This is a genomic window from Aquabacter sp. L1I39, from assembly GCF_017742835.1.
Classification (GTDB): domain Bacteria; phylum Pseudomonadota; class Alphaproteobacteria; order Rhizobiales; family Xanthobacteraceae; genus L1I39.
In genome coordinates this window covers 1,665,464-1,683,660 of the sequence record NZ_CP072392.1, presented here as the reverse complement: position 1 = coordinate 1,683,660, position 18,197 = coordinate 1,665,464, and the positions used below count along the sequence as shown (strand labels likewise).

General features: G+C 67.4%; 20 protein-coding genes. 10 read left to right on the top strand and 10 right to left on the bottom strand.

What is annotated here, in order from left to right; all coding sequences use genetic code 11:
* Nucleotides 1-51 precede the first annotated feature (51 nt).
* From J5J86_RS07295 to J5J86_RS07270, 6 genes are read left to right on the top strand one after another with little or no spacing between them, the layout of a single operon-like run.
* A complete protein-coding gene (locus J5J86_RS07295; RefSeq protein WP_209104236.1) occupies nucleotides 52-1,161 on the top strand; it encodes a microcin C ABC transporter permease YejB in 1,110 nt (369 codons plus the stop codon).
* Between the two features lie 3 nt (nucleotides 1,162-1,164).
* Entirely contained in the window at nucleotides 1,165-2,322 is a 1,158-nt protein-coding gene (locus tag J5J86_RS07290) for an ABC transporter permease (protein ID WP_209104234.1), read from the top strand.
* Between the two features lie 30 nt (nucleotides 2,323-2,352).
* A complete protein-coding gene (locus tag J5J86_RS07285) occupies nucleotides 2,353-2,616 on the top strand; it encodes a hypothetical protein (RefSeq protein ID WP_209104232.1) in 264 nt (87 codons plus the stop codon).
* A 3-nt stretch (nucleotides 2,617-2,619) separates the two neighbouring features.
* Nucleotides 2,620-3,060 (top strand): type II toxin-antitoxin system VapC family toxin, encoded by a 441-nt coding sequence (locus J5J86_RS07280; protein WP_209104230.1) that lies wholly within the window; start codon nucleotides 2,620-2,622, stop codon nucleotides 3,058-3,060.
* A complete protein-coding gene (locus tag J5J86_RS07275; protein ID WP_209104228.1) occupies nucleotides 3,057-4,694 on the top strand; it encodes an ABC transporter ATP-binding protein in 1,638 nt (545 codons plus the stop codon). The genes J5J86_RS07280 and J5J86_RS07275 overlap by 4 nt, the downstream gene beginning before the upstream one ends.
* A complete protein-coding gene (locus J5J86_RS07270; RefSeq protein WP_209104227.1) occupies nucleotides 4,691-5,341 on the top strand; it encodes an NUDIX domain-containing protein in 651 nt (216 codons plus the stop codon). The genes J5J86_RS07275 and J5J86_RS07270 overlap by 4 nt, the downstream gene beginning before the upstream one ends.
* 11 nt (nucleotides 5,342-5,352) lie before the next feature.
* Here the strand turns inward: J5J86_RS07270 and pcaD are convergent, their stop codons facing one another.
* From pcaD to pcaF, 9 genes are all read right to left on the bottom strand, one after another.
* Nucleotides 5,353-6,150 carry a 3-oxoadipate enol-lactonase gene (pcaD, locus tag J5J86_RS07265; RefSeq protein WP_209104225.1) on the bottom strand — a complete coding sequence of 266 codons (798 nt, stop codon included), beginning with the start codon at nucleotides 6,148-6,150 and terminating at the stop codon, nucleotides 5,353-5,355.
* An 81-nt stretch (nucleotides 6,151-6,231) separates the two neighbouring features.
* Complete coding sequence (locus tag J5J86_RS07260) at nucleotides 6,232-7,263, bottom strand: cyclase family protein (RefSeq protein WP_209104223.1); 1,032 nt, start codon at nucleotides 7,261-7,263, stop codon at nucleotides 6,232-6,234.
* A gap of 38 nt (nucleotides 7,264-7,301) precedes the next feature.
* Entirely contained in the window at nucleotides 7,302-8,030 is a 729-nt protein-coding gene (locus J5J86_RS07255; RefSeq protein ID WP_209104221.1) for an SDR family NAD(P)-dependent oxidoreductase, read from the bottom strand.
* Entirely contained in the window at nucleotides 8,027-8,338 is a 312-nt protein-coding gene (locus J5J86_RS07250) for a YciI family protein (protein ID WP_209104220.1), read from the bottom strand. The genes J5J86_RS07255 and J5J86_RS07250 overlap by 4 nt, the downstream gene beginning before the upstream one ends.
* A 15-nt stretch (nucleotides 8,339-8,353) precedes the next feature.
* On the bottom strand, nucleotides 8,354-9,007 hold the full coding sequence (locus J5J86_RS07245) for a 3-oxoacid CoA-transferase subunit B (protein ID WP_209104218.1): 654 nt from the start codon (nucleotides 9,005-9,007) through the stop codon (nucleotides 8,354-8,356).
* On the bottom strand, nucleotides 9,004-9,678 hold the full coding sequence (locus J5J86_RS07240; RefSeq protein WP_209105290.1) for a 3-oxoacid CoA-transferase subunit A: 675 nt from the start codon (nucleotides 9,676-9,678) through the stop codon (nucleotides 9,004-9,006). The genes J5J86_RS07245 and J5J86_RS07240 overlap by 4 nt, the downstream gene beginning before the upstream one ends.
* A 24-nt stretch (nucleotides 9,679-9,702) precedes the next feature.
* A complete protein-coding gene (gene catC / locus J5J86_RS07235) occupies nucleotides 9,703-9,981 on the bottom strand; it encodes a muconolactone Delta-isomerase (RefSeq protein WP_209104216.1) in 279 nt (92 codons plus the stop codon).
* Between the two features lie 85 nt (nucleotides 9,982-10,066).
* A complete protein-coding gene (locus J5J86_RS07230; RefSeq protein WP_209104214.1) occupies nucleotides 10,067-11,281 on the bottom strand; it encodes an ABC transporter substrate-binding protein in 1,215 nt (404 codons plus the stop codon).
* A 47-nt stretch (nucleotides 11,282-11,328) separates the two neighbouring features.
* Complete coding sequence (gene pcaF / locus J5J86_RS07225; RefSeq protein ID WP_209104213.1) at nucleotides 11,329-12,534, bottom strand: 3-oxoadipyl-CoA thiolase; 1,206 nt, start codon at nucleotides 12,532-12,534, stop codon at nucleotides 11,329-11,331.
* A gap of 251 nt (nucleotides 12,535-12,785) precedes the next feature.
* Between pcaF and J5J86_RS07220 the strand changes: the two genes are divergently transcribed.
* From J5J86_RS07220 to J5J86_RS07205, 4 genes are all read left to right on the top strand, one after another.
* A complete protein-coding gene (locus tag J5J86_RS07220; RefSeq protein WP_209104211.1) occupies nucleotides 12,786-13,781 on the top strand; it encodes a 3-hydroxyacyl-CoA dehydrogenase in 996 nt (331 codons plus the stop codon).
* Entirely contained in the window at nucleotides 13,778-14,560 is a 783-nt protein-coding gene (locus J5J86_RS07215; RefSeq protein ID WP_209104209.1) for an IclR family transcriptional regulator domain-containing protein, read from the top strand. Before J5J86_RS07220 ends, J5J86_RS07215 begins: the two co-directional genes overlap by 4 nt.
* 151 nt (nucleotides 14,561-14,711) lie before the next feature.
* The gene (locus J5J86_RS07210) at nucleotides 14,712-15,776 is read left to right on the top strand and encodes a GGDEF domain-containing protein (protein WP_209104207.1); all 1,065 of its coding nucleotides are present in this window, start codon (nucleotides 14,712-14,714) and stop codon (nucleotides 15,774-15,776) included.
* An 84-nt stretch (nucleotides 15,777-15,860) separates the two neighbouring features.
* On the top strand, nucleotides 15,861-16,463 hold the full coding sequence (locus tag J5J86_RS07205; RefSeq protein WP_209104205.1) for a hypothetical protein: 603 nt from the start codon (nucleotides 15,861-15,863) through the stop codon (nucleotides 16,461-16,463).
* Between the two features lie 121 nt (nucleotides 16,464-16,584).
* On the opposite strand, the gene J5J86_RS07200 is transcribed toward J5J86_RS07205, so the two are convergent.
* A complete protein-coding gene (locus J5J86_RS07200; RefSeq protein ID WP_209104203.1) occupies nucleotides 16,585-18,162 on the bottom strand; it encodes an adenosine deaminase family protein in 1,578 nt (525 codons plus the stop codon).
* Nucleotides 18,163-18,197 lie beyond the last annotated feature (35 nt).

Sequence of the window (18,197 nt, the reverse complement as noted above, 5' to 3'; positions counted from 1 at the left end):
GTTGACGCAGCGCCGGCCTGACCGCACGGTGACGCGGAAAGCGGAGACACGATGCTCGCCTATATCGTCCGACGCCTGGCCCTGATGATCCCGACCATCCTCGGCATCATGCTGGTGTCCTTCGTGGTCATCCAGTTCGCCCCCGGCGGGCCGGTGGAGCGGGTGATCGCCCAGCTCACCGGCGATGACGTCTCCGCCACCGCCCGCGTCTCGGGCCAAGGCGGCGACTTCTCGGGCGGTGCGCGGGCGCCGGGCGCGGGCGGAGCGGATGCCTCGTCCAAATATCGCGGCGCCCAGGGGCTCGACCCGAAATTCATCGCGGAGCTGGAAAAGCAGTTCGGCTTTGACAAGCCGGCCCATGAGCGCTTCCTCCAGATGATCTGGAACTATGTGCGCTTCGACTTCGGCCGCTCCTATTTCCGCGACATCGGCGTGCTCGATCTGATCGCGGAGAAGCTGCCGGTCTCCATCTCGCTCGGCCTGTGGATGACGCTTCTGACCTATGCCATCTCCATTCCCTTGGGCATCGCCAAGGCCATGCGGGACGGCTCGCGCTTCGATGTGTGGACCTCGGCAGTCATCATCGTCGGCTATGCCATCCCCTCCTTCCTGTTCGCCATCCTGCTCATCATCCTGTTCGCCGGCGGGTCGTTCTTGGACTGGTTCCCGCTTCGGGGGCTGACCTCGGACAATTGGGTGCAGATGTCCTGGCCGGAGCGCATCGCCGACTATGCCTGGCATTTGGTGCTGCCGCTCACCTCCATGGTGCTCGGCGCCTTCGCCACCATGACATTGTTGACCAAGAACTCGTTCCTGGAAGAGATCCGCAAGCAATATGTGACCACCGCCCGCATGAAGGGCCTGCCGGAGCGGCGGGTGCTTTACGGGCATGTGTTCCGCAATGCCATGCTGATCGTGATCGCCGGCTTCCCGTCCGCTTTCATCTCCGCCTTCTTCACCGGCTCGCTCCTGATCGAGACCATCTTCTCGCTGGATGGTCTGGGGCTTCTGGGGTTCGAAAGCGTGCTCAACCGAGACTATCCGGTGGTGTTCGGCACGCTCTATATCTTTTCGCTGGCCGGCCTCCTGGTGGGGCTCCTGTCCGATCTCACCTACATGCTGGTGGACCCACGGATCGACTTCGAGAGCCGGGAGGTGTGAGGCATGGATACGCTCGCTTCCGTCCCTCCCGCGTCCCCGCCGCCCGCCGTCCCCGCCAAGCCCAGCTGGCTCTCGCCGCTCAACCAGCGCCGGGTGCGGAACTTCCGTGCCAACCGGCGCGGCTGGTGGTCGTTCGTTCTCTTCACCATCCTGTTCGTGCTCAGCCTGTTCGCCGAGTTCATCGCCAATGACCGGCCGATCCTGGTGAGCTATGAGGGCGCCTATTATTTCCCCGTGGTGAAGGCCTATCCGGAGACCACGTTCGGCGGCGACTTCGAGACCACGGCGGATTATCGCGACCCGTACCTGAAGAAGTTGATCGCGGAAAAAGGCGGCTGGATGATCTGGCCGCTCATCCATTTCTCCTATTCCACCCACAATCTCGACCTGCCCACGCCGGCCCCCTCGCCACCCACCTGGATGCTCACCGAGGCGCAGTGCAAGGCGGCGGCCGAGCGCAAGGGCGTGTCGGGCTGCTCGGGCCTGGAAATGAACTGGCTCGGCACCGATGACCAGGGCCGCGACGTGCTGGCCCGCCTGATCTACGGCTTCCGCATCTCGGTGCTGTTCGGCCTGACCCTGACCATCATCTCCTCCATCATCGGGGTGGCGGCGGGCGCGGTGCAGGGCTATTTCGGCGGTTGGGTGGACCTCCTGTTCCAGCGCTTCATCGAGATCTGGACCGCCATTCCCTCCCTCTATCTGCTGCTCATCATCTCGTCCGTGCTGGTGCCGGGCTTCTGGGTGCTGCTCGGCATCCTGCTGCTCTTCTCCTGGGTGGCGCTGGTGGGGCTGGTGCGGGCGGAATTCCTGCGGGCACGCAACTTCGAATATGTGCAGGCGGCGCGGGCGCTGGGGGTGGGCAATTTCACCCTCATCGTGCGCCACATCCTGCCCAATGCCATGGTGGCCACCCTCACGCTTTTGCCGTTCATCCTGTCCTCCTCGGTGATGACGCTCACCGCCTTGGACTTTCTCGGCTTCGGCCTGCCCCCCGGCTCGCCCTCGCTGGGCGAGCTTTTGTCCCAGGGCAAGGCCAACATCCAGGCCCCCTGGCTGGGGCTGACCGGCTTCTTTACCGTGGGCCTGATGCTGACCTTGCTTATCTTCATCGGCGAAGCCGTCCGCGACGCCTTCGACCCGCGCAAGACCTTCGGGTGAGTGTGGTAGGATGGCGGCGGAGATGACCCCATGACCAGGATCGTGCGCGAACACTACCCGGTGGAGAAGCTGCCGGAGGATTTGCGGGACGGGCTTCCCGTCGGCGCCACAGTCACCGTCACCGTGGAAGGTGGCTCTCCGCGCCAGCCTTTCGACGTGCGGCTGGACCAGATTCTGCACGATGCGCGCCCAGTCGGCCCCTCGGAGGCGCGGATGCGGCTAGCGCGTAGCGGGGTCAGCGCCACCGAGGCGGTGGCGCGGATCCGTGCGCTTCGCGACGAGTGGGATCGCTAGACGGTGCGCGTCTATCTGGATGCCAATGCCATCATCCTGGCAATGGAGGGGGAGCCGCGAGCGGCGGAGGCTATGGTCGCCATCATGGAGCATCGTTCCGCCGACTTCGCCGCTGTGACCAGCCAATTGTCCGTGGCGGAGATTCTGGTGGCGCCCATCCGCGAGCGCGATTTTTCACGCATCGAAATCTATGCTGGTCTTCTGGCAGAGGGAGGCCAACTGGATTGCCTCGCCGTCTCGCGTGATGTCCTGTTCACCGCCGCCCGTATTCGCGCCGCTCATCCCAGCCTGAAGCTGCCGGATGCCATACACTTGGCCAGTGCCGAGTGCACAGGCTGCTCTCACATCATTACCGGCGACAAGCGTCTTGCGGCCCATGCGCCGCTGCCCGTGGTGGACACGAACGCCCGTGACCTTTCTGCCCTTCTGGAGCAGCTCTCATGACCGAAGCCGCCGCGCCCCTTCTGTCCGTCGAGAACCTGTCCGTCGCCTTCCGCCGGGACGGAACGGATACCCTGGCGGTGAAGGGCGTGTCCTTCCAGGTGGGCGCGGGCGAGACCGTGGCGCTGGTGGGGGAATCGGGCTCCGGCAAGTCGGTGACCGCCCTGTCCATCCTCAAGCTCCTGCCCTATCCGGCCGCCAGCCACCCCTCTGGCCGCATCCTGTTCAAGGGGCAGGACCTGCTCACCTTGCCGGACCGGGACTTGCGCGGGGTGCGCGGCAATGACGTGACCATGGTGTTCCAGGAGCCCATGAGCTCCTTGAACCCGCTTCACACCATCGAGCGGCAGGTGGGGGAGATGCTCATCCTCCATCGCGGCCTGTCGACGGCGGCCGCCCGCAAGCGGACGCTGGAACTGCTGCACGAGGTGGGCCTGCCCGATCCGGAAAGCCGGCTGTCCGCCTATCCCCATCAATTGTCCGGCGGCCAGCGGCAGCGCGTCATGATCGCCATGGCGCTCGCCAACGAACCGGACCTGCTGATCGCCGACGAGCCCACCACCGCGCTCGACGTCACCGTCCAGGCGCAGATCCTCAAGCTGCTGAAGGAGCTGCAAGGTCGCCTGGGCATGGCCATGCTGTTCATCACCCATGACCTGGGCATCGTGCGCAAGATCGCGGACCGGGTCTGCGTCATGCGGCACGGGGAGATCGTGGAGCAGGGCAGCGCGGAAGACACTTTCCAGCGTCCCCGCCACCCCTACACGCAGGCGCTGCTCCATGCCGAGCCCAAGCCCGACCCGGCCCCCGCCGCCCCGGACGCGCCGGTGGTGGTGGCCACCGAGGATCTGAAGGTCCATTTCCCCATCAAGCGCGGCATCCTTCGGCGGACCATCGGCCATGTGAAGGCGGTGGATGGGGTGACCGTGTCCGTTCACCAGGGCGAGACGCTGGGGGTGGTGGGGGAATCCGGCTCCGGCAAGACCACTTTGGGGCTGGCCATGCTGCGCCTTATTTCCTCCGCCGGGCCCATCGCCTATCTCGGCCGCCGCATCGACGGCCTGCGCTTTGCCCAGATGCGGCCCCTGCGTAAGGACATGCAGATCGTCTTCCAGGACCCCTATGGCGCCCTCTCTCCCCGCATGGCGGTGGGCGACATCGTGGGGGAGGGGCTGGAGGTGCATCAGCCCGGCCTCTCGTCCCAGGCACGGGAAGAGCGCGTGATCGCGGCGCTGGTGGATGTGGGCCTTGATCCCGAGATGCGGCATCGCTATCCGCACGAATTCTCTGGCGGCCAGCGCCAGCGCATCTCCATCGCCCGGGCCATGGCGCTTGAACCCTCTTTCGTGGTGCTGGACGAGCCCACCTCGGCGCTGGACATGCTGGTGCAGGCGCAGATCGTGGACCTGCTCCGCTCCCTCCAGCGCCGGCGTAACCTCACCTACATGTTCATTTCCCACGATCTGCGGGTGGTCTCGGCGCTCGCAAGCCGCATCCTGGTGATGAAGGGCGGCAAGGTGGTGGAGGAAGGCCCGGCGCGGCAGGTGTTCGAGGCGCCGCGCGAGGCCTATACCAAGGCTCTGTTCGCGGCGGCCTTCAATCTGGAGACCGCCCAGGCCGGAGTGGTGGCGCAATGAGCGGGAGCGAGACGGGCGGGCTGCTCGGCGATGCGATTGCGGATATCGACCTGTCCGCACCTGAGACCCTGGCGAAGTCCTATCTCACCTATGAGCAGTATGGCGTCACGCTGCGCCATCCCGACGGCACCATAGACCAGCTCTCGCGGGACGTGATCCGGGTGGGGCGGGTGGCCGGGGTGCTGTGCGTGGATCCCGCGCGAAATGTCCTGGTGCTGATCCGCCAGTTCCGCCTCTCGGCGCATCTGGCCACCGGGCGGGGCGAACTGGTGGAGATCGTTGCCGGCCGGGTGGAGCGGGGCGAGGACGCGGCGGAGGCGGCGCGGCGGGAATGCCTGGAGGAGATCGGGCTGGAGCCCTATCACCTGGAGCCGCTCTTCACCTTCCTACCCACGCCGGGCGTGACGGACGAAAGCTGCGACCTGTTCCTCGGCCTCGTGGATGCCTCCCGGGTGCCGGAGCAGGCGGGCGCGGCGGTCGAGCAGGAGGTGACGCGCCCCTTCACCGTGCCGGTGGACGCGGCGCTCACGCTGCTTGAGCCCGGCCGCTCCTGCAATGGCTATTTGCTGCTGGCCCTGCAATGGCTGGCGCTAAATCGCCAGCGCCTGCCGGAACTGATGGCGCGCGGGCGGGCCAGCGCGCCATAGGGTCCGCCCGCTCAGTCCGGAAGGAAGCCCAGCAGCAGGCGGGCGAGCGCCTCAGGCTGCTCGACGCAAGGAATGTGCGAGGCGTCCGCGATCATCTCAAGCCGCGCGCCGGAAATGCCTTGCGCCAGTGCTTCAGCGGATGCGGGCGGGGTGGAGGGATCCTTGTCGCCCACGATCACCAGCACCGGCGCGGCGATCTTCGCACCGGCCTCGCGCAGGTCCGCATCGCGCACCGCCATGGCGCAGCCCAGATAGCCCTCCAGCGTGGTGCGGGCGACCATGTTCACATAGCCGCGGATGAGATCGGGGCGGGCTGCGCGTAAGCCGTCGGTGAACCAGCGGGCCATGACGCCCGGCGCGATGGCGGGCAGGCCGTCGCGGCGGATGCCGACGATGCGGTCGTTCCACACCGAGGCCGGGCCGATGACGGCAGCCGTGTCGCACAGCACCACATGGTCCACCCGGTCCGGCGCATAAGCCGCCAGATGCTGGGCCACCATGCCGCCGATGGACAGGCCCACCACATGGGCCTTCGCAATGCCCAGCGCATCCATGAGCGCCAAGGCGTCGCCCGCCAACTCCGAGATGGAATAGCCCTGCGTCTCGCCCGGCAGCGGGGCGGCATCGGTGAGGCCGTGGCCGCGCATGTCATAGCGCAGCACCCGGTAGCGGGTGGTGAGCGCCGGGACGATGGCATCCCACACATGGAAGCTGGTGCCCAGCGAATTGGCGAGCAGCAGGACGGGAGCGCCCTCCGGGCCGGCGAGGTCGTAATGGGTGACGAGGGGGCCGGTGAGGATGAAGGGCATGGTGGGCTCCAGGAGACACAACGGACGGATTTAGGCGTTCCGCAAGACCGATGCGAGACGGTCCGACGGGACCGGCGGGGATCAGACGGTGGCGATGGGGGTCACGGGCGAGCCCACCGCGCCGGGCAGGCGCAAGGGCGGGGCGGTGAGCAGGAAGCGGCTGCGGCCGGTGGCCTTCAGGCGCGCCGCCAGCCCTGAGAGCCACCACAATTCGCCGAGCGGCACGCCCAGCTTGAACAGGCAATGATGGTGCAGCGGCATGGACGCCTGGGAATTGGCGGCGAGCTTGCGGGCGGGCAATTGCTCCACCGCGTAATTATCCGCCACCAGGGCCGAGATGCGGCTGTCGGCGATCCAGTCGAGAAGCTTGGTATCGCGCCCATCCAGCACCGCGCAGGCGCGGGCGAGGCGGTCGGGATCGGGGGCACCGTCCATGGCCATGATGAGGTCGGTGAATCCGGTATAGAGGCAGAGGATGTCGCCTTCCTCCACCACCACCTTCTGGGCTTCCAGCACCCGCATCAGGTCGTCATAGCCCACCAAGTGTCGGTCTTCGCCGAAGGGCGAGAGCAGGTCCACCAGCACGCCGCGCCCCTGCACGCCATGGGCGGCGGCATTCTGGATGCCCAGGCGCCGGGCCCCGGAGGGGATGCCGCGCTCGGCGGCGTCCTTGGGCCCGACAATGTCGATGCCGGCGCGGAAGCCGTTATAATAGACCGGTTCCGGCCGCCCCGTGCCGCTCACGTCGAACAGGGCGCCCACATGGGCGAAGCTGTCCCACTGGGTGGAATATTGCAGGCAGATTTCCACCTTGTCGTCGCACACCACGTCCACGAAGCTGGCATCGTCGTGGCACAGCAGGGCGTTGTAGCGCGGCGTTTCGGCGGGGCCGGTGGGCACCAGGACCGGGGGAAAGCGGCGGGCATTCACCACATTGCCACCGGGCCGGTCCAGCGGAAGGGAGAGGCAGAAGGTGCGGCCCTCCCGCACCTCGGCGACGGCGGCGCGCACCTTCTCCGGCGTGATGAGGTTGAGGCGGCCCAGTTCATCGTCCGGCCCGAAATCGCCCCAGGTGGAGCCTTCGGGACGGCGGGTCCAGCGCGGGTTGGACATGTGATGCCTCTTTCTTTCGCGGAGCCTTGTGCGGGGCCTCAGACCACGCTTTTGCCCACCGTCATGCCGCCGCAGACCGGCAGTGTCTGGCCGGTCACGAAGCCGGCGGCATCGCCCAGGAAGAAGCAGATGGCATCCGCCACGTCCTCCGGCGTGCCCATGCGGCCGACCGGAATGGCCTCGATGATGGCGCGGGTGCGGGGCGCGTCGGGCGGGTTGGCGGCGGTGAAGAGGGGGGTGGCGATGGGGCCGGGGGCCACCGCATTCACGGTGATGCCGTCACGGCCCAGTTCCAGCGCCCAGGTGCGCGTCAGGCCGAGCAGACCGGCCTTGCTGGCGGCATAGGCGCTGCGCAGGTCCTTGCCATAGGCGGCGCGGCTGGAGACGTTCACGATCCGCCCGAAGCCCGCCGCCCGCATGCCGGGCAGCAGCGCCTGCGTGCACTGGAGCGTGGCGCCCACATTCAGGCGCATGACCGCTTCAAGGTCGTCGAGCGTGGTGTCGTCGACGGTCGCTGGCCGCACCAGGCCCACATTGTTGACGAGGCGGGTGATGGGGCCGTCCGCCAGCACGGCTTTCAGCGCGGCATCGGTGGCCGCCGCATCCATCATGTCGACGGCGATGAAGCCGGCGGCCACGTCGCCGGGGGGCGGGGCGCGGTCGAGCACCACCACCGCGCGGCCCGCCGCGATTTCCCGCCGGACCACCGCAAGGCCGATGCCGCTGGCGCCGCCCGTGACGAGGGTGCGCCCTGCGCCGGACGTCACTTCGGGGCTCCCGGCAGGTAGCAGACCCCGTCCACATAGGCCTTGCGCCAGCGCTGGATCACCACGCGCTCGAACAGGCCGGCGGTGGTGAAGGGATCGGCGGCGATGAAGGCTTCCGCCTCCGCCCGCGTCTCCACGTCCACCACATAGAGCCCGCCGCCGGCGGCATTGCCCTCTTCGTCCAGCTTGGCGCCGCAGGCGAGCAGCAGGTGCTTGTGGGCGTCCAGGAAGGCGAGGTGCACGTCACGGGTGGCGGTGCGCAGGTCCGCCGAGCCGGGCTTGTCGAAGGTCTCGATCATATAAGCCATTGGAAGTCTCCCGCCTCAGGCCGCGCGGATTTCCAACCCGGTGCGCGCCTTCAGTTCGTCGAGGGTGAGGCCCGGCGCCAGTTCGCGCAGGACGAAGCCGTCGGCGTCGATATCCAGCACCGCATGGTCGGTATAGACCCGGTTGACGCAGCCAAGGCCGGTCAGCGGATAGGTGCAGCGGTGCACCAGCTTGGATTCGCCCTTCTTGGTGAGCAGTTCCATCATGACGAACACGTTGGCCGCGCCCACCGCCAAGTCCATGGCGCCACCGACGGCGGGGATGGCATTGGCGTCATTGGTGGCCCAGTTGGCGAGGTCGCCATTCTCCGCCACCTGGAAGGCGCCGAGGACGGCGATGTCCAAGTGCCCGCCCCGCATCATGGAGAAGGAGATCATGTGATCGAAGAAGGCGCCGCCTTCCAGAAGCGTCACGGGCTCCTTGCCGGCATTGATGAGGTCCATGTCGACCGCATTGTCGCCGGGCTTGGGACCCATGCCGAGGATGCCATTCTCCGCATGGAGCAGGATTTCCCGGTCGGCGGGCAGGTGGTCCGCCACCAGGCCGGGCATGCCGATGCCGATATTGACCACCGCGCCTTCGGGAATGTCCCTTGCGATGAGCTTGGCCATCTCGACGCGGGTCCAGGGGACGAAAGTGCTGCTGCTCATGCCGAGGCTCCCGTTCCGACCGCGACCACGCGGTCCACGAACACGCCGGGGGTGACGATGGATTCGGGGTCGAGCGATCCCAGCGGCACGATCTCCTCCACCTGGGCCACCGTCACCTTGGCGGCGGTGGACATGACCGGCCCGAAATTGCGGGCGGTCTTGCGGTAGATGAGGTTGCCCCAGCGGTCGCCCTTGAACGCCTTGATCAGCGCGAAGTCCGCCTTGATGGGATATTCGAGCACATAGCCGCGCCCGTCGATGATGCGCGTCTCCTTGCCCTCGGCCAGCGGCGTGCCGTAGCCCGTGGGGGTGAAGAAGGCGCCGATGCCGGCCCCGGCGGCGCGAATGCGCTCCACCAGATTGCCCTGGGGCACCAGTTCCAGCTCCAGCTTGCCGTCGCGATAGAGCTTGTCGAAGACGAAGGAATCCACCTGCCGGGGGAAGGAGCACACCACTTTGCGCACGAGGCCCGCCTGGAGCAGGGCGGCAAGGCCGGTGGTGCCGTTGCCGGCATTGTTGGAGACGATGGTCAGATCCTTGGGCGCGCGTTCAATGAGCGCGTCGATGAGCTGGTGGGGCATGCCCGCCCCGCCGAAGCCGCCCACCAGGATGGTCGCGCCGTCCGGAATGTCGGCGACGGTGCTCGCCGTATCGGGTCTCGTCTTGTCGATCATGTGTGGCCGCTTTCTTCTTGTTCAGCCGATCGCCGAGGGATGGCGCGCCAGGGGCGTCACCACGATGTCCATGAAGGGGAAGAGAGGCAAGGAGGACAACAGGGTGTGCAACTCGTCGACGCTCTCCACGTCGAAGATGGAAACGTTCGCATACCGGCCGGCGATGCGCCACAGATGCACCCACTTGCCCTGCCGCTGGAGATCCTGCGCATAGGCCTTCTCCGCCGCCTTGATGGCGTCCGCCTTCTCGGCGGGGAAGTCGTGGGGGATGTTCACGTTCATCTGCACATGAAACAGCATGGACCGGCTCCTCGGCCGCCCGTCCTGCGGCCGCGCGTTACGGGAAGGGGAGCCGGCGGGGTCTGCACACCCCGCCGGCGCGGGCTCACTTCTTGGCGACCAGCGGGCAGGTGCTCTCGGAGAGCGGCTGGAACGCCTCGTCGCCCGGGATCACGCGGGTGATCTCGTAGAAGTCCCACGGGCCCTTGGAATCCTTGGGGGCCTTCACCTTGGCGAGGAACATGTCGTGCACCATGCGGCCGTCCTCGCGGATCTTGCCATTGCGGGCGAACATGTCTTCCACCGGGGTCTCGCGCATCTTGGCGATGACCTTCACGCCCTCGTCGGTGCCGGCCGCGTCGGCCGCCTTCAGATAGTTGAGGACCGAGGAATAGACACCCGCATGCACCATGGTGGGCATCTTGCCGCCCATGCGCTCTGCGAAGCGCTTGGACCAGGCGCGGGTCTTGTCGTCATAGTCCCAATAGAAGCCGGTGGTCAGCACCATGCCCTGGGAGGCGTCCAGGCCCACCGACTTGATGTCGGTGAGGAACAGCAGCAGCGCGGCGAGCGTCTGGCCGGACTGGGTGATGCCGAACTCGCGGGCCTGCTTGATGGTGTTGATGGTGTCGGCGCCGGCATTGGCCATGCCGATGATCTGGGCGCCCGAGGCCTGGGCCTGGAGCAGATAGGACGAGAAGTCCGCATTGTTGAACGGCGCGCGCACCGCGCCCTTCACCGTGCCGCCCTTCTCCTTGACGATCTTGGCCACCTGGTTCTCCAGGTCATGCCCGAAGGTGTAGTCGGCGGTGATGAAGAACCAGGACTTGCCGCCGCCGCTGGTCACCGCATTGCCGGTGCCGGCCGCCAGCGAATAGACGTCATAGGTCCAGTGCAGGCCGGTGGGCGAGCAGGCCTTGTTGGTCAGCGCCATGGAGGCGGCGCCGGAATTGATGTCGACCTTGCCCTTCTCCTTGGCCACGTCGCGCACCGCGAGCGCCGCCACCGAGCCGTTGATGTCGAAGATGGCATCCACGTCCTGCGTGTCATACCAGGCGCGGGCGGTGGAGGAGGCGATGTCGGCCTTGTTCTGGTGGTCGGCGGAGACCAGTTCCACCGGCTTGCCATTGATGGGCTTGCCGAAATCCTCGATGGCCATGCGCGCGGCTTCCACCGAGCCCTTGCCGGCGAGGTCCGAATAGGCGCCGGACATGTCGGTGAGCACGCCGATCTTGACGCCGCCGCCGGCATACTGGGCCAGCGCCGGGCTGGACAGGAGCAGCCCGGCCATGAGGCCGGCATAGAGAGCCTTGGTCTTCATCTTTCCTCCCAGGGTGGAAACGTCGGGGGTTTGTCTTCGGAGCGGGCTCAGACCCGCTCGATCACGGTGGCGATGCCCTGGCCGACGCCGATGCACATGGTGCACAGGCCGTAGCGGCCGCCGGTGCGCGCAAGCTGGTACATGGCCGTGCCCACCAGGCGCGCGCCGGACATGCCGAGCGGATGGCCGAGCGCAATGGCGCCGCCATTGGGATTGACGTGGGCGGCATCGTCGGGGAGGCCGAGATCCGCCAGCACCGCGCAGGCCTGGGCGGCGAAAGCCTCGTTCAGCTCGATCACGTCCATCTGGTCGAGGGTCAGGCCGAGGCGCGCCAGCACCTTGCGGGTGGCGGGGGCAGGGCCCATGCCCATGATACGCGGGGGCACGCCGGCGGTGGCCATGCCGAGCACGCGGGCGCGCGGGGTGAGGCCATAGCGCTTCACCGCCTCTTCAGAAGCGATGAGGAGCGCGGCGGCACCGTCATTGACGCCCGAGGCATTGCCGGCGGTCACCGTGCCGCCGGGCTTCACCACGCCCTTGAGGCGGGTGAGGTCTTCCAGCTTGGTGTCGGGGCGCATGTGCTCGTCGCGCTCGAAGAGCTTGGGGTCGCCCTTCTTCTGCGGCACCGGCACGGGGATGATCTCGTCGGCAAAGCGGCCCGCGGCCCAGGCTTCGGCGGCCCGGCGCTGGCTTTCCAAAGCGAAGGCATCCTGCCGCTCGCGGGAGATGGCGAAGTCCTCGGCCACGTTCTCGGCGGTCTCGGGCATGGAATCGGTGCCGTGCAGCGCCTTCATCTGCGCGTTGACGAACCGCCAGCCGATGGTGGTGTCCTCGATCTTGGCCGCGCGGGAAAAGGCGCTGTCGGCCTTGCCCATGACGAAGGGCGCGCGGCTCATGCTTTCCACGCCGCCGGCGATCATCAGCCCGGCCTCGCCCGCCTTGATGGCGCGGGCAGCGGTCCCCACCGCGTCCATGCCCGAGCCGCACAGGCGGTTGAGGGTGGAGCCGGGCACGTCGATGGGCAGGCCGGAGAGCAGGCCCGCCATGCGCGCCACGTTGCGATTGTCCTCGCCGGCCTGGTTGGCGCAGCCCAGGATGATGTCGTCAATGGCCTCGGCGTCGATGCCGGGCACGCGATCCATCAGCGCCTTGATGGCAAGGGCCGCGAGGTCGTCGGGGCGGACGGAGGAGAGGGCGCCGGCATAGCGGCCGATGGGGGTGCGGACGGCGTCGCAGATATAAGCCTGGGTCATTGGCTCCCCAATTTTTGTGTTCGTAATGCGAACAAATTCGACCCTTGTGTGGGCTGGTGTCGGAGAGGCGTCAATCAGATTCGATGCTGCATTTGCACATGAATTCTGAGCGTATGCGGGAAAATACTGAAAATAAGAGGAAATTTCCGTGCTTTAGCCTTGCTTTAAAGAGTCGCCTTGACAGGCTTTTAGGGATCGTTTCTGTTCGCATCGCGAACAAGCTGTACGTAAATCGCACAAGGGAGGCTGGCATGGCTCATCTGGCGGGGCGCGCGGTGGCGCTGGTGGGGGCAGGCAGCATGGGGCTCGGCTGGGCCATCGTCTTCGCGCGCGCGGGAGCGAGCGTCCGGCTCTACGATGTGAGCGCCGATGTGCTCAACCAAGCCTTGGACGGCATCGCCCGCCGCCTGGACGGGCTGCGGACCCACGGCCTGCTGGACGAGGCCCCTGCCGCCGTGCTGGCGCGCATCACCGTGGCGCCGGACCTGGACGCGGCGCTGGCCGGCGCCGTCCATGTGCAGGAAAGCGTGCTGGAGAAGCGCGACCTCAAGCGCGACCTGTTCGCGGAGCTGGACCGGCGCGCGCCCGCCGATGCGGTGCTCGCCAGCTCCACCTCCTCCTTCCCCGCTTCCGAACTCACGGACCACCTTGCGGGTCGCCATCGCTGCCTCGTCGCCCATCCGGCAAACCCGGTCTATCTGCTGCCCATCGTGGAGCTGGTTCCCGCCCCCTGGACCGAGCCCGCCGCCATTTCCGCAACCCGGGCGCTCATGGCGGGTGCTGGCCAGCGGCCGGTGGAGCTGAAGCGGGAGGTGAACGGCTTCATCTATAACCGCCTCCAGGGCGCGGTGCTGCGCGAGGCCTATTGGATGCTGAAGGAAGGCATCGCGGACGTGGACGCCATCGACCAGGTGATGACCGGCGGCCTCGGCCTGCGCTGGTCGCTCATCGGGCCGTTCGAGACCGCCGACCTCAATTACCGCGGCGGCCTGGCCGAGCATGCCCGCCGCATGGGCGCGCGCTACGCGCAGATGGGCGCCGAGCGCGGCCAGCCGGATCAGTGGGACGAGGATCTCGTCGCCCGCGCCGCCGCCCAGCGCCGCGCGCTTCTGCCGTTGGAGGACTGGGACGCCCGCGTCGCCTGGCGCGACGACCGCCTCATGGCGGCGCTCGCCGCTGCACGCGCGGCCGAGGACGGCTATGATGACGCAGCGGGCGGACAGCTCGGCGGCGGGGGCGCGGAATGAGCGGGCGGGCGAGCGGGGAAAGCGAGGACAAGGACTATATCCAGTCCCTCGTGCGTGGCCTGGAAGTGATCCGCACCTTCACCCGCTACAAGCCGCGCATGACCTTGAGCGAGGTGGCCCAGCATACCGGCCTCTCCCGTGCGGCGGCGCGGCGCTTCCTCCTGACCCTGGTGCGGGAGAATTATGCCGAGACCGACGGCAAGTATTTTTCCCTGCGCCCCAAGGTGCTGGACCTCGGCTTCTCCTATCTGTCCTCCCTGCCCATGTGGGAGGTGGCCCAGCCCATCATGCGGGATGTGGTGAACGAGTTGCAGGAATCCTGCTCGCTGTCGGTGCTGGATGGGCTCGACATCGTCTATGTGGCGCGCGTTCCCACCGAGCGGGTGATGACCATCGGCCTGTCCATCGGCAGCCGCCTGCCGGCCTTCTGCACCTCCATGGGCCGGACCTTGCTGGCCGGCCTCCCGCCGGCGGAGCTGGCCGTCTTCTATGACCGGGTGAAGCTGGAGCCCCGCACCGAGCGCACGGTGGCCAACATGGTGGCCCTGAAGGATGCAGTGGAAACCTCCCGCCGCCAGGGCTGGACCCTGGTGGACCAGGAATTGGAGATGGGCCTGCGCTCCATCGCCGTCCCCGTCCGTAACCGGCGCTCGGAGGTGCTCGCCGCGCTGAACGTCTCCACCCATGTGGGTCGCAATTCCGCCGAAACGCTGAAGACGCGCTTCCTTCCCGTGCTGCTTGACGCGGCGCAACGCATTTCTGCCTCCTTGCCGCAATAGAAGGTCATTAGCGGTTTCATAAAACCTTCGAACTTGGCTGCCGCTGCCTCATTTCTGGCCGTATCTTAGAATGCGGAACAAGAAGCTGATCCAAGCAGGTCCTCGGCCGTACAAAGGACTTATGCAAAGGGCTCAGGGGCTGGAGCGCTAGATGTCATCTCGCGTCGACGCGGACGCATCCCTCCTGCCGGAGGAAGATCTGATCTCGCGCAGCTTCCTGTCGACGGTGCTCGCGCTTTCCCTCGCCTGGGTGTGCACCTTCCTGCTGGGCGGGATGAGCGGCTGGCTGCCGGTGGAGCCCCTCCACCTGTTGAACAGCCTGGGATTCGCGTTGGTCACTGTCGCCCTGCTGGTGACGCTGCGGCGGCAATGGATGCCGCACCGCAAGGTGGCCATCGTCTATTTCGTCGTCCTCTATCTCTATATCGCCTCAGCCCAGTTCCTGATGCCGTCGGACCAGCTCCGGATCCTCCTCTTCTATCCGGCGCTGGGGGCGGTCCTGTTCGTGCTCGGCTACCGCGCCGCCTTCCTGGCGCTATTGGTGTCGTATGCGGTGTTCGGCGCCGCGGTGCTGTCCGGGGCCATGACGGTCAGTCCGGTGGCAGCGACGTCCTTCCTCGTCACCCTCGGACTCACCGGCCTCTTCTTTCGCATCTTCCATCGCCAGGCGATGCAGGCGCTGCACTTGGTTGCGGAGAAGAACGCCCTGCTCGCCGCCGCCGCCCATCGCGACCCGCTCACCGGCCTGCTCAACCTGCGCGCCTTCCATGACCTGATGGTGGCCGAGATGTCCGAGCCCAACGCACAGCGTCCGGTTGCGGTCCTGTTTCTGGACGTGGATCACTTCAAGCCCGTCAACGACCAGTTCGGCCATGCGGGAGGCGACGCGGTGCTGAAGGCCCTTGCAGCCGTGCTGAAGGATGCGGTGCGCCAGGAGGACTATGTCGCCCGCATCGGCGGCGAGGAGTTCGCCATTTTCCTGCCCGGCGCCGGGCAGGAGATCGCTGCCCGGGTCGCCGAGCGGGTGCGCGCCAGCGTGGAGAAGATGCGCGTGGACATGGGGAGACACCCTATTTCCATCACGCTGTCCGTGGGCGTCGCGGTATCTGACCCGCCGCACCCCTCGCCCGATGCCTTGGTGCGGGCCGCGGACCTTGCCATGTACGAGGCCAAGATGCTGGGCCGGAACCGGGTGGTGGACGCCGCGCCGCCGTAAGCGGGAGCCGCGCATCGCAGGCTTGGCTTTTGTGCTGCGCGGCGACACTGTGCGGCGTGACTGCGTCAGGCGGGATGGGGGTCCATGAGCGAATTCGAGGTGGTCTCGCGGCTGTTCACGCTGCTCCTGGGGCTGGCCATTGCGGAAGTGCTCAAGGGCTTCGCCCGGGTGGTGCGCATCCGGCTGAAGGCCGAGGATGTCCGCCCGGGCGCGGTGCGCATCGGCTGGCTTGTGCCGCTTCTTGGCACCATGATGGTGCTGGACCAGGTGACCTTCTGGATCAACTTCCAGCATTTCGGCCCCCTCCTGCCCGGTACCTATCCTAGCCTCATCTCCATGATGGTCCTGATCGGCGGCTACTTCGCCCTTTCCACCCTGGTGTTTCCGACCGAGCCCAAGCAATGGGCCGACTTTGACGACTATTACATGTTGGTGCGCCGCACGGTGGCGGGTGGCGTGCTGGCCGTAAACATGTTCACCCTGTGCGCCGTGCTCGCCCTGGAGCTCTATAGCCAGACCGGCGTCTTCGATGCCATGCCCGATCTGGACAATCCCCTAGGCAGCCTGCTGGACAGCCTGTCCATCCCCGCCCTGATCGCCCTTCTTTTCGTGCGGGGCAAGCGCTGGAACCTCATCCTGCTGGCGCTCGTCAATCTGCTCCTTCTGGGGCAGGCGCTGCCCTTCTAGAGTGTTTCGGTGCTTCAGGAGGACGCTTGAGCGCCACCTCCGTGCTTTGATGCACGTCCTTCACGTGCACCGGTTCCCGCTTCGCGCGCAGATGCTCAAGCCGAGCGTCGCGGAGCCTGCTCTAAAGGGCCGCGCCGCCACCGCGCCGGCTGCCGCGGATGATCTCGGCCAGAAGCGCCTGCGCCCGCTCCCCCATGGAGAGGCGCTGGGCCTCGCGCTGCTCGAAACGGGAGAAGGCGGCGTCGAGCTTTTGCATCTGCGCCGCCTTCTCGGCCTCGGGCAGGAAGGCGGAGCGGATGGACGTGCGAGCAAAGTTTTTCAGAGCCCGATAGTCGAAGCCATGGTCGCGGGCCGCGCGCACATATTCGTTGGTCAGGTCGATGCGCGAGACACCCGCATCGTCGGTGGCCAGCACCACTGGAACCCCCGCGGCCACATAGGTGGTGATGGGGTGTTCCCGGCCCCGCACGCCCAGGATCACGTCAGAGGAGGTCAGCGCGATCTCCACCGCCACCTTGCGGCGCGCCATTTCCGCGAGGAGCCCCGGCATGTCCCTCTCGAAGCCGATGGCGGTGCCGTGGCCGATGCGGCGTGCGCCCGCCACCTCCACCGCCGCGCGGATATGGAAATCGAGGTCGGAGGGTGGCACGAGGCCCAGCCACAATTCGCCCGCATGCATCGCCACCGGCACGTCGGGCGGGGCAAGGCTCGCCACATAGGACATGTGGGTGCCATAGTCGTGCAAGGCGGTGCGGTAGTCTTCCGGCCCCACATAATTGAGCCCGACCACGATGCGGGGCGCGGCGCGCACCAAGGCGGCCGCCACCGCAGTCTGGACGAAGACCTCGGCGAGCGGAGAGTTGCGGTTCACCTGGGCGATGAAGCGATAGGCCACGCCGCAGCCGGGCCGGTCCGCCGCGCCGGCGCAGCCGAGGAGGGCATCGATCCGGGCGGTCAGCCCCTCCAACTCGTCCGCCCGCCGCCGCACAAACTCCTTGAGCCCTGCGCGCTGAAGGGCCGCCAGCATGGCCTTTGGCTCGGTCTGCGTGCCGATGGCCGCCGCGAGGCGGCGCCGTTCCGCGCTCTCCAGGAAGGTGAACATGAACTCGGCATATTGGACCGAAGCCGCGTCATAGATTCGGAGCTGGTCCACGGTCATCTCGGCGACCCGATCGAGCCGCGCGGGTGTGTCGGCCCCGCCAGTGGCCGGCCCGAACTTGCCGAAGCTGGCGAAGAACTGGTCGTGTCCGGACGGCACCTGCGGCGTCGGCACGAAGGCGCGCATGGAATAGGCGTCCACCAGCAGGTCGAACACCCTCTGTCCGCCAGGCCCGGAAACCGCCTCCGCCACCGGCACCAGACCGGGATCGGCACCGCACGGCGCATCGTCCCGCGCATCGGAGGGGCGCGGCAGCAGCACCTGCTCCGGCCGGCTGAGGCAGAGCCCGTCCTGTGACGCCCAGGCGACCAGCCGCTCGGCATAGACGGCGCCCGACAGGTGCGTGTGCAGGTCCGCGCCCTTCGGCATGCGCTGAAGAAAGGCGCGCATCTGCCGCAGATCCCCCCGCATGGCCTCGAATGTGCCGGCTGTCACTGCTTCCGGCACGTTCAGCACGACGAAGCCGGCGCGCCCCATGAGCAAGCCGATCCCGAGCAGAAGCACGAGAAGGAGGACGGCGGGAACGAGGCGGCGGGACAAACGCGGCTCCGACAGGGGAGAAGCCGGGCGCCGGC